Here is a 10,844-nt window from a genome sequence, read left to right on the forward strand (position 1 = left end):
GAGTGATTGGGGGGAAAATTTAGGGATTTTTTCCCTGAAAATTAGGTAATTGACCACCTGAAAATGGGTAAAACCCCACACCCCACACCCCACACCCCACACCCTGCCCCCACGAAAAACTTTTTCAGCAGCCCCTAATTACACTGAAAAATAAGAAGCTGAATAACTGATGGTGGGTTACGGCGAATAGATAAATTAATGATTAAGTCTGATAATTTGTCTCCGCCTAACCCACCCTACCTAACTGATAACCGATCACTGATCACTGATAACTGATTTACAGTCGGCGTTCAAGGTTTAACATTTGTCGATAGGTAAGCCAACCACCTGCTACCATAGCTAGAGCAAAAAGACAGAGAAAGCGAAAATGAGAGCTAATATCTTGGAGATTTTCGCCCTTTGCCCAAACAGCAATTAAAGCTTCATTCATGTGGTAGATCGGGTTATATTTAGCCAGAGATAGAATATTGTCGGGGAATAAAGCAGTCGGGAGAAAAACGCCGCCTAAAATTAATAAAGGAACCCCAAAAGTTCCCACCAAAGCATTAACATCTTCTGTTCTTTTCGCCAGTTGAGTACCAAGGATAAATCCTAAACCCACATAGGCGGTGATACTAAGGAAAATAATTAATAATTCTAGAGGAATTGAGCCTTTAAAAGTGGCTCCATACTGTTTAGCAATAGAATAAACTAAAACTGTCTGACAGGCGGCAATCGCACAATGGGCGAGAAAAATGCCGATGAAATAGGAAACACCGCTTAAAGGCGATAAAAATAACCGTTTAATCGTTTGTTGTTCCCTTTCTGCTACCACCGTCGCCACGGTTCCCCCCAAACAACTAAAGAAAAGTGCCGCCCCGACGAGGGTGGGAGGAGTAGCCAGAGCCATTGCCTCAGCAAGCTCAATTTTGCCTTTTTCTGCCATAATATAGCCATTTAAGAGCAGGACAAGGATCGGGAAAATGCCCCAGAGGATTAAGCTACGCCCGCGCCGGATTAATTCCACTAAAATTCGTTGAGCGATCGCTAAAATTTCCTGCCAATATTTCATAGAATGTTAGTGTAATTGTTTCTCCCTGTAGAGAAATAAGTTTTCCTACTTTCGACTTAGGCTTATTGTAAGTGTTCCAGAGCTTGATCGGCGCGCAATCTTACCACTATTTCCGCTTCCGTCTCCCGAATCTGTCCTAAAAGTTCCCGAATCGCCCCGCGAAATGCCGCCGCCGCAGTTCCTAACCCCTCCAATCCGACGATCGCCGCATATCTAACCACCCACTCTGGATCCCCTTGCGAAAGTTTCTCCAGTGCCGCAAAAACTGCCTTTTGAGCCTCAGAAACCCGACTTTCCTCCAAATCAGACCAAATTATATTTCCTAAGCCTCTAGCCGCCCCTCGCCGCACGCTAAAGGAAAAATCACTCACCGCCGCCTCAAGCAATAAGTCCAATCCTCGCACATCGCCAATTCCCGCTAGGGCCCGGGTTGCCCAAGCTCTCGCCCCATAATTATAACCGTCTAGGTTGGCCAGTAAATAGGGAACCGCCGCTTTGCCGATGGCGATTAAACCATCCACGGCTGCCACGGAGGCACCGGGGTTATTATATCTCAGGACATCGGTGAGGGTGGGTATTGCCGCTTCACTTTTGGCGGCGGCTAAGTTTTCCACGGCGGTTAGTAACCCATTGGCTGAGTCGGCTTTTTCGACGGCAATAATTAAAGTCTCAACGGTAGGAAGCATTGGTTATCAGTAGAAGGGATGAGGGGAGTAGGGGTTAGGGAGTGGGGTGTGGGGTGTGGAGAAGTGGGGAACTGGGGCGTGGGGTGTGGGGAGTGGGGTGTGGGGTGTGGGGTGTGGGGTGTGGGGAGAATAAATAAAATAATCTCCTGCCTCCCGACGACCGGCTACTGACGACCGGCTACTGACTCCTAACTCCTATATCCTAACCCCGCTAACCAACTTTTAAAGATAATTTTATCGCCAAACTTTTTTCTGTAAAATCTGATTAATTTCTTGGGGAAAAGGACAATCATTGGGAAAGTTAAAGGATTGATAATCGGGGTTATCTCGCAAGCTTTTTAAAGCCGTGGCATAGCAATCTAAAAATACTTGCTCCCAGTAGGGTTTTAAACTAGGAGAATCGATCAAAAGTTCTTCTAGTTCCCGTTGACTGCGCCTAATAGTTTCTTGCCAACCTCGATAATCCTCAACGTAATCAGTATAGCAAAGTTTGAGGCATTGTTCTAAGATGGTGGTTAACCGGTTGCGGAGTTCACGTTTTTGACTTCTGCCCAAACTTTCTATCTCCTCGATCAAGTTTTCCCAGTCAACTTGATCAAAGTTTTTTTGTTTTAAAAGAGTGATTGTCTCGTTTAGCCAGCCGACATAATCAGTTTGAATTAGCATAAAAACCTCTGGATTGCATCGGTTTTAATTTAGATACAAAATAACCAATGATTAATTACAATAAACTATCCATTAAAGTGAGAATTTCCGAGATATTTTCGCCCCTAGAATTAGTTTTTAGATGGTTTTCTAAAAGTTCCTTGAGAGCAACCAGTTTCAGACTATTTTCCGCCAAAGTATTAGCGATCGCAGGGGCAGCCGGCAGATAACCCGTAGCGCCTAAATCCATTAAAGCAGAACGACGCAGCTGTAATTCTTCCCCTTGCAAAGCCTTAATCAGAATATCGCCATAGTGGGGGTTAGCCGTTAGTTGATAGAGGGCGCGGGCAGCCGCATAACGCACTTTTTCGACGAAATGCTGTAAAAACGGCTCGATCAGGGGAATCGCTGCCGTCGCTTGCAGGGTTCCCAAGGCTTCGATAATCGCCTCGTAGGGTTGGACTAAATGGGGTTTTCCCGCCACTAAAACGGCCACTTCGATGCCACCCTCTAATAGTTTCTTTAAAGGTGCGATTGTGCTTCGATCCTTAAGCATTTCCAATGCCTGGGCAGCCGATTCGCGCACATAATAATCTTCACAGTCGAGACAGGCAATCAAGGCGGGAAGACAACTGAGATCATCTAATTTCCCTAAAGCGCTGGCGGCATTGCGTCGCAGGGGATAACCACCGTCAGGGGTGCGATCGCTTTCGTCTTCTAAAGCGGCAATTAAGGCCGAAATCGCCTCCGGTTGACGAACACGAAATCTACCCAACCACCAAGCGGCATAATAACGCGCGCCTAGGTCTTCTCTTTGCTGGATATTAGCGATCGCTTGTTCAACAGTATAGGCCGGATTATCGACGGCAGCAGAGTAAGAATCGCTCATAGACAAGTGAAAATGGGTGTGGGGTGTAGGGTGTGGGGTGTAGGGTGTGGGGTGTAGGGTGTGGGGTGTGGGGTGTGGGGTGTGGGGTGTGGGGAAGTGGGGAAGTGGGGAGAATAAATAAAACCTGTCCCCTTACTCCTGTCCCCTTACTCCTGTCTCCTTACTCCTTACTCCTGTCTCCTGACTCCTGTCTCGGAGAATACTGATAACTGACTCAGTTTTTCATAGTTGCTGCGCCATTGCCAATACCAGAATAAATTAAACCCCGTTGAGCATCGAGACTAATGATCACCCCTTCGCGGATAATTTTCGTGGCATCTTTAACCCCGACAATAACAGGAATACCCAATTTTAAACCGATAGTAGCGGCGTGATTATTCATCGCGGTATCTTCGGTGATAATTCCGCCAGCTTTCCGCATCATATCCACATATTCGGCGCTGGTGGTGGGAACGACTAAAATCTCCCCACTACTAAAACTACCCACTTCTCGGGCATTATGGGCTACTCGCGCCCGGCCACTAGCCACACCCTGGCCGATACCCGTACCTTTACCCAAAAGGGATTTTACCACTTCCACCTTAATTAAATCCGTGGAACCGGCCACCCCTTGCAGAGTTCCCGCCGTCATCACCACTAACTCACCATCCGCTAGGAGGTTATTTTCCTGGGCGAGATTCATCGCCACTTGAAAAGTTTGGCTGGTGGAGGGTAAATCGAGCAATAACATCGGTTTTACGCCCCAAACTAGCTGTAACTGCTGTGCCACTTCTCGATGGGGAGTAACGGCTAAAATCGGGGTTTTGGGGCGAAATCGGGAGACGTTACGGGCAGTAGAGCCGGTTTTTGTCAGGGTAATAATTGCCGCTGCCCCCAATTGTTCGGCAATTTGACTAACTGCCGAGGAAATAGCGTTAGGAATCGATTGTTTATTGTTAGAGCGAGCGGCACTATTGATCTGTTCCCGTTCGATCCTTTCGGCAATGCGGGCCATGGTTGCCACCGCTTCGATGGGATAATGACCCACAGCCGTTTCATTGGAAAGCATGACCGCATCAGTGCCATCTAAAATCGCATTAGCCACGTCCGAAACCTCGGCGCGGGTGGGACGAGGATTACTGGCCATACTGTCAAGCATTTGAGTGGCGGTAATAATCGGGATGCCTAGCTGATTAGCGGTATTAATCAGGCGTTTTTGCAGGATTGGCACGTCTTCGGCTGGTAATTCTACTCCTAAATCCCCCCTAGCCACCATAACACCATCACAGAGGGATAAAATTTCCTCCATTTCCTCGATCGCTTCGTGTTTTTCAATTTTAGCGATCACGGGGATAGATTTACCCGCACTGGCGATTAATTCTTTAATTTCGAGGATATCTTGGGGATTACGCACAAAACTAAGGGCGATCCAATCCACATCCCACAGCAGTCCGAACATTAAATCTTTTTTGTCCTTATCGGTTAAAGCTTTCACCGACAGATAGACGTTGGGAAAATTTACCCCTTTATTACTGGATAAGACACCCCCAACCACCACGCGACAGGACAGGTCTCCTTTCAAACGATCCACTGATTCCACCCGCATTTCGACCTTACCATCATCGAGGAGAATTCTCGAACCTTCTGGGACTTCTTGGGCCAGCGAGGGATAGCTAATGGAACTTATTTCCTGATTACATTCCACATCCCTAGAAGTAAGGATAAAGGGTTCCCCCGGTTTCAGGGTAATCGACCCACAGGCAAATTTACCTAAGCGAATTTTTGGCCCCTGTAGATCCTGAAGGATGCCAATGGGTTGATTGAGTTCAAAGGCTAACTGACGGATCAGGTTAATGCTGTGACGATGGTAATCGTGATCGCCATGGGAAAAGTTTAATCTAAATGTCGTCGCCCCCGCCTTGATCATCTGACGTAATGTTTCCTTATTTTGCGAGGCTGGGCCAATCGTGGCCACAATTTTAGTGCGACGGGGGAAAGACAGAGAGTGCATAGATAAGCAACTAAATAGGCGAAGTAAATATAGCAGCGTTTGGGACGCTCCGATCATCTTCTCATAAATGGTTATACCCAGTGAAAAGTTAAAAGCAAAAAAACGGTGAGATCTATAAATCCCACCGTTCTTATTTACCAAGTCCGTCAACTCAGCTTAGAAACGGAAAGTTGTCCGGAGGACACCGACAAAAATGGTGTCGTTATTACGGTTGTTAGCGTTGAAGATCGCATAGGCACCGGGGGTAATCAGGATGTTTTTGGTGACTGGGAACTTATACTGAGCTTCTACCATGTAAGAGGTGCTGCTTTCTTTATCGGAACGGGGCACTTGACCACCACCTAAAGAAAACGCCGCACCTTCGGCAAAGAGGTCGAGAACGGAGAGGTTAAGGTTCCAAGACCAGATACCAGTGTTATTGTCTCCGATCGCATCATTAACTCCCGTGGCCGAAGCATCGGCGTAACCAGCCCAGCCCGCTAGATTTAAGACTCCTGGGATAACTTGGGCGCTCGCCTGAAGACCGAAACGGTTAGCAGTAGTACCAACGTTACCGAAGGGACGCTCGGTGAGAGGGCTGCTGACGTTACCGAATAAACCAGAACTCATACTGGCTGCAGTTTGATAACTGTAAACGTAAACGAAGTTAATATCGGCAAATTTGATGAAGGAGAAACCAACCTGAGCACCCGCACTGTAGGAACCGTTAAATAAACCGCTACCAGGGTTAGGATTGCTGGCACCATTAGTCCCACCCTCGGCTAGGTAGGTTCCCGTAACTTGGAAAACATCGCCAATGTTGAATCTGACCCCAGCACCAACACCGGAAGGACCACGGAAAACGATGTTATTGTAGCGTTGACCGCGAGATAAAGCACCTGTACCGCTATCGGCGAGGAAGGGGTTAGCAGTGATGAAAACGTCATCTAGGTTTAACTGGTTAGCACCAACCCAAACGGTGATGTTACCGAAGGGAGTGCCGATGGGAGCGCGGTAGAACAAGTCATCGATGGTTATGTCATTGTCCCGGCCATCATCGTATGCCAGACGGGTCATGTTGGTTACCGTCGGTCCGTTTTGGTTGAAGGTATTGTTAAAGTTACCCGCTTGTAAACGGGTTCTCAACAAATCTTTACCGGTGAAGCTGGTTTCAAAGTTGAGTCGTACCCGATTATTAAATACTGTTTGAGTTTCATCTTGATTGCTGCCATCAGTCACCGTACCGTCGGTATTGGTAACGGAAGCTTGACCACCCCAGCTATCGGCGATACTGAAGATGACCTCGCCTCTGAGTTTGGTGGTGGTAGAAAATTGATTGTTTTCCAAGAAAGCAACGCGCTGTTCAAGGTTATCCACTCTAGCTCCTAAAGCCGCTAGTTCGGTTTCAAATTCTTGAACAAGACGTTTTAATTTATCGATATCTTCTCTGAGTACACCGACACCATCTTGAATTAAACGTTCCATGACGTTTAAACAAGCGTTTAAACCTGCGGCAAATTCCCAACGAGTGGTGGCGCGATCACCACGGAAGGTACGGTCGGGATAACCCACGATACAACCGTAACGTTCCACAAGACTTCTTAATGCCTCGTAGGCCCAAGCGGTGGGAGATACGTCCCGCAGTTGGTTAACGCTAGTCACCTGGGACATGGAACCCTGATAAACACCCGTATTAATCTGCTGACTATTTTGGGCGCGTTGAATGCGATCGAGTTGTTGTTGCGCTACTGGATCAACCTTGAGTTGAGGTGTACCAGGCATAGTTTGAGCCACTGCGCTGCCAGCAGCCGCTACGGAAGCACCTAATACTAAAGGAGTTACCTTTACTAAATTCTTGAATAGTTTTGACATGGGTCAATCCTCACACCTTCTTCTATGGATTGAATGGACTATGAATACAAACAGACTATATGTTTAGCCTGCAATTATAATCACATTCTATGCTAATTCCCTCTTGTCTAGGTTAAGTTAATTTTATGATATGACAGAAAAATTTCTGTCTGATCTTATTAAAATTAGGAATTACGCACTTTACAAATTAACCATGATGTGCATCAATGAAAATCCCTCCTTTCAGACTTTCGGCGATTAACTTCCCAACGATAGCGATCGCTCAAAAGTGATCAAAAAATCACGTTAAAATGCCCGAAACCCATACATCACATTTAGTCAATCCTGTCAATGGGCAATTCCTAAAGATTTTGTTAAAATATCAGCCTTATCAGTTATCAGTTATCAGATGTGAGTTTTCAGTTCACTGTTTACTGTTCACTGTTCACTGATAAAATCTCCCCACTTCCCCACTTCCCCCCGCAACGCGCACGAAGTGGTCTCCCCACTTCCCCACTTCCTCAACAATAGTTGTGTGAGCTAGGCTCGATCGAGTAAGTTAGAATCGAGGATGATAGATATAGTGCTAGACTTGGGGGTCAGGATATAGATCGACTCCTTGAGTTAAAAACAGCAAGATTGCTGCTGAAAACTGACGGCTATAGATAAAGACTCGATTCTTGAATTTAAGCACCGAGAAGGGAGATAAAGATGGTCAATTTTGGGCTGAATTCGGCCAGTATCTTAGGAATTTTTCTGGCAGTGGCCGGAGCGGGATTATACTTCCTGCGCTCGGTGCGGCCGGAACTTTCCAGGGATCATGATATATTTTTTGCCGCCGTTGGTTTACTGTGCGGTTTAATTCTACTTTTTCAAGGGTGGCGACTGGATCCGATTTTGCAATTCGGACAATTTTTGCTGACCGGGGCAGCGGTGTTTTTTGCCTTCGAGACGGTAAAATTGCGGGGTTTAACCACGGAACAGGCCCGCCGCGGCACGTCTTTTGTGGATGAACGTCCTGTGAGTCGGGAATATCGGGCCGAATTAGAACCCCTCGACACCTACGAACCGGAGGAACGTTACGAAGATAATCCCCGTTTACGCGGTTACGAGGATCCCCGATCTTCCCGCACTTCTAGTTATCAGGACGAGGAACCCCGCAGCACCCGCACCCGTCGGCCGGCCGATACTAGCGGTCGCAAAACGGCTAATCGTCGTCCCCGCAATAGTTCCCCCACTAGCGATCGAGATGTTTATGATCAGCGCCGTAGCGGTGATGATTGGGAAGAAACCAGTCCCCGTCCCCGTCGTCGTCCCGCTAGTGAAGAAACGAGCAGTAAATTGCCCCGCACTGGACAAAAACGTCGTCCTCGCCCAATAATTGAGGATGATCCGCCATTTAAAGGGGAATACGTCGATTATCAACCGATCGATCCTAGCGATACGAGCGATCGAGAAGATTGGCAGAGACCGGATAATAGTGAACGGGAGTCGAGTAATGATCATCCGACTAGGTTTGATTATTAAGGAGTAGGTCCGATGACCAAAGCTCCCTTTTTACTGTTTATCTGCTTGTTTTTAGGGGTTATAGGCGGTTGTAATCTCAATAACCCCGGTTTCTCTACAGGAACCCTAAATAGTCGCTATAATGACGAAAAACCCGCCCTGAGCGGTGATGGTCGTTGGCTTGCTTTGCTGTCTAATCGTCGCGGTAGTAATCAGATGCTGCTTTATGATTTGCAGACAAAACAATACCAAGCCCTAGGGGGATTATATACGGGTCAAGAAATTACCGATAGCCCCAGTTTAAGCCAAACGGGGCGTTATCTGGCTTATGTGGTGATTATTGAGGGTCGTCCCGTCATCGCTTTATATGACCGCATTACCGATCGCTCTGAGTTATTGAGTCAAAATTATCGCGGTTGGTTACGAAATCCCCGTCTTAGTCCCGACGGTCGTTATCTTGTCTTTGAGTCCGCTCGTCGGGGACAATGGGATGTGGAGGTTCTCGATCGCGGTCCGAATATCGAGTTAGATATTGCCGATGGCAGTCCCGTTGAAAGTCCCAAACCGTGAAACGTTATTTTTTTATTAGTCTTGTTGCTGTAATTAGTTTGTTAACTGGATGTGCGGGTTATCCCAGTTTATTGTCTTTTCCTTTCGATCGAGGGGGGAGAACTTTAAACAGTGCTGCTAGTGAATTAACTCCCTATCTTGCCTCTCGCTATCTCGTTTTTGCGTCCGATCGCAATGGTTCCCAAGCTATCTATCTTTTTGATGCCATCGATCGCCGTTTACTGCCTTTACCCGGACTAAATTCTCTCGATCAGATCGCTTCTAGTCCTTCCATTAGTGAAGATGGTCGTTATATCGTTTTTACTGCTAGTCGTCAGGGAAAAACGGCTATTTATCTGTACGATCGACAAACTCAACAGAGAAGGGAAATTGCTCCCGATCTGCTCGCGGAAGTACGCAATCCGATCATCAGTGCCGATGGTTCTAAAGTGGCTTTTGAAGCGGCAAAAAATGGGCAATGGGATATTATGATTTACGATCTATCCGGACGGGTATTAGTCAATGAAAATCAGTGATTATTAGATCTCTTGTAAAAATCAAAAATTGTTGTTAGGGTTAGGAGTCAGTAGCCAGTAGCCGGTCGTCAGGAGAATTAAGAATGAATAATAATCAACTGAATGGTCTATTTAAGGATTTTGTGCAATTTAATCCTTATTTTTGCCGTTTTTGAAACCTCAAAAATTATCTTAAACCCATAGCTTTTAGCCGATGTTCTAGAAATTGTTTTCCCTGTTTTTCCCCGTCAGCAATCAGACGCTGGATATTGGCAGGAGAGCGATCGAGTTTACTTTCGTAGTTGAGACTATGGGCTAATTCCGCCGACATTTCGATCATGGGAATATGGTAATCCTGATCGGGATCTTCCGGGAAAGATTTAGGAATTTTAAATGGTTCTGTTAAGGCGATCTCGCGCAAGAATTCTTCTTTAAAGGCTCCTTTGAGAAATAATTGATTGAGAAAGTCAATCTGATCGAGACCTTGAAATAGGGAAACATTGCCTTCTAATTCATTGCGGCGATCAGCAATATCATCGGATTGCACGGGGATCTTATCTCTAGAGGTGGGATTAATTTTAATTACCCAAATTTCATCGGGAATATTTTCGACTCCGACAAATTCACGGCGAATTAAAGAACGGATGGGGGGATTATCGGAAAATAGTCCATCCCAGTAGGCCATAGTTTCAATGGTGACGGCAGGAAAAATGTTAGGAACACAGGCAGAAGCTAGGATATGTTCAATTTTAACCGCTTCCTCGCGCGAGTTAAATTTACTTAATTTTCCTGTCAGGACATTACAGGCCCCCATTAATAAAATTGGTGGTTCTGGTTTAGCTCCCCAAGTGGCTAATTCCGAGAAATCAATATGCGCTCTTAGTAACTGATCAAAGTTGGTAAAGCGACCGCGTAAACCGTAGGTAGCTAGGGAAAATAAGGTTTTAGTAATTGGAGAGGAAGGACTGAGATTATACTGGGGAATTAATCCTTTGCTGGCTAATTCTAGAGCTTTAATAGCTGAGTCATTAAATAGCTTTTCTGGCTCTTCGTTACCCTTTATGCTAAATCAACATACAAGATGCCAAGATAACATACTTCTAACCCAAAAATTCCGAAAGTTTCTAAAGCCATAGCCTCTCCGTTTTATTAGTTTAAGTTTATTGTTGATTCCCTCGACCAC

Annotated in this window: 10 protein-coding genes and 1 pseudogene; 3 read left to right on the forward strand and 8 right to left on the reverse strand. The window is 46.1% G+C overall.

Annotation, left to right across the window (positions count from 1 at the left end; genetic code table 11):
* Positions 1-277 precede the first annotated feature (277 nt).
* The 6 genes from PX482_RS09090 to PX482_RS09115 all read right to left on the reverse strand — a co-directional run bounded on the left by PX482_RS09090 (position 278) and on the right by PX482_RS09115 (position 7,112).
* A complete protein-coding gene (locus PX482_RS09090; RefSeq protein ID WP_002761938.1) occupies positions 278-1,051 on the reverse strand; it encodes an ABC transporter permease in 774 nt (257 codons plus the stop codon).
* Positions 1,052-1,113: 62 nt separating this feature from the next.
* On the reverse strand, positions 1,114-1,737 hold the full coding sequence (gene cpcF / locus PX482_RS09095; RefSeq protein ID WP_288122340.1) for a C-phycocyanin alpha-cysteine-84 phycocyanobilin lyase subunit CpcF: 624 nt from the start codon (positions 1,735-1,737) through the stop codon (positions 1,114-1,116).
* A 234-nt stretch (positions 1,738-1,971) separates the two neighbouring features.
* The gene (locus PX482_RS09100; RefSeq protein WP_002761940.1) at positions 1,972-2,403 is read right to left on the reverse strand and encodes a DUF29 domain-containing protein; all 432 of its coding nucleotides are present in this window, start codon (positions 2,401-2,403) and stop codon (positions 1,972-1,974) included.
* A 55-nt stretch (positions 2,404-2,458) separates the two neighbouring features.
* Complete coding sequence (gene cpcE, locus PX482_RS09105; protein WP_288122341.1) at positions 2,459-3,271, reverse strand: C-phycocyanin alpha-cysteine-84 phycocyanobilin lyase subunit CpcE; 813 nt, start codon at positions 3,269-3,271, stop codon at positions 2,459-2,461.
* A 214-nt stretch (positions 3,272-3,485) separates the two neighbouring features.
* A complete protein-coding gene (gene pyk / locus PX482_RS09110) occupies positions 3,486-5,261 on the reverse strand; it encodes a pyruvate kinase (RefSeq protein WP_002761942.1) in 1,776 nt (591 codons plus the stop codon).
* A gap of 156 nt (positions 5,262-5,417) precedes the next feature.
* Entirely contained in the window at positions 5,418-7,112 is a 1,695-nt protein-coding gene (locus PX482_RS09115) for an iron uptake porin (RefSeq protein WP_288024058.1), read from the reverse strand.
* A gap of 690 nt (positions 7,113-7,802) precedes the next feature.
* Between PX482_RS09115 and PX482_RS09120 the strand changes: the two genes are divergently transcribed.
* The 3 genes from PX482_RS09120 to PX482_RS09130 are packed head-to-tail and all read left to right on the forward strand — an operon-like array spanning position 7,803 to position 9,682.
* On the forward strand, positions 7,803-8,618 hold the full coding sequence (locus PX482_RS09120; protein WP_288122342.1) for a Ycf66 family protein: 816 nt from the start codon (positions 7,803-7,805) through the stop codon (positions 8,616-8,618).
* A gap of 12 nt (positions 8,619-8,630) precedes the next feature.
* On the forward strand, positions 8,631-9,167 hold the full coding sequence (locus PX482_RS09125; RefSeq protein ID WP_002761945.1) for a TolB family protein: 537 nt from the start codon (positions 8,631-8,633) through the stop codon (positions 9,165-9,167).
* Positions 9,164-9,682 carry a TolB family protein gene (locus PX482_RS09130; RefSeq protein ID WP_002761947.1) on the forward strand — a complete coding sequence of 173 codons (519 nt, stop codon included), beginning with the start codon at positions 9,164-9,166 and terminating at the stop codon, positions 9,680-9,682. The genes PX482_RS09125 and PX482_RS09130 overlap by 4 nt, the downstream gene beginning before the upstream one ends.
* Before the next feature lie 166 nt (positions 9,683-9,848).
* Here PX482_RS09130 and PX482_RS09135 read toward each other — a convergent pair.
* Together PX482_RS09135 and PX482_RS09140 are read right to left on the reverse strand one after the other, a co-directional pair.
* A pseudogene (locus PX482_RS09135) lies at positions 9,849-10,703 on the reverse strand (patatin-like phospholipase family protein); the annotation flags it as partial.
* A gap of 27 nt (positions 10,704-10,730) precedes the next feature.
* Positions 10,731-10,844: transposase (locus PX482_RS09140; protein WP_130758671.1), on the reverse strand; the 114-nt coding region annotated here is incomplete at its 5' end.

The organism is Microcystis sp. M53602_WE12 (genome assembly GCF_030065455.1).
GTDB lineage: Bacteria > Cyanobacteriota > Cyanobacteriia > Cyanobacteriales > Microcystaceae > Microcystis > Microcystis aeruginosa.

Excerpts from the sequence above, each read along its gene's own strand:
- PX482_RS09090 (WP_002761938.1), bottom strand. The coding sequence starts at position 1,051 with ATGAAATATTGGCAGGAAATTTTAGCGATCGCTCAACGAATTTTAGTG.
- cpcF (WP_288122340.1), bottom strand. The coding sequence starts at position 1,737 with ATGCTTCCTACCGTTGAGACTTTAATTATTGCCGTCGAAAAAGCCGAC.
- PX482_RS09100 (WP_002761940.1), bottom strand. The coding sequence starts at position 2,403 with ATGCTAATTCAAACTGATTATGTCGGCTGGCTAAACGAGACAATCACT.
- cpcE (WP_288122341.1), bottom strand. The coding sequence starts at position 3,271 with ATGAGCGATTCTTACTCTGCTGCCGTCGATAATCCGGCCTATACTGTT.
- pyk (WP_002761942.1), bottom strand. The coding sequence starts at position 5,261 with ATGCACTCTCTGTCTTTCCCCCGTCGCACTAAAATTGTGGCCACGATT.
- PX482_RS09115 (WP_288024058.1), bottom strand. The coding sequence starts at position 7,112 with ATGTCAAAACTATTCAAGAATTTAGTAAAGGTAACTCCTTTAGTATTA.
- PX482_RS09120 (WP_288122342.1), top strand. The coding sequence starts at position 7,803 with ATGGTCAATTTTGGGCTGAATTCGGCCAGTATCTTAGGAATTTTTCTG.
- PX482_RS09125 (WP_002761945.1), top strand. The coding sequence starts at position 8,631 with ATGACCAAAGCTCCCTTTTTACTGTTTATCTGCTTGTTTTTAGGGGTT.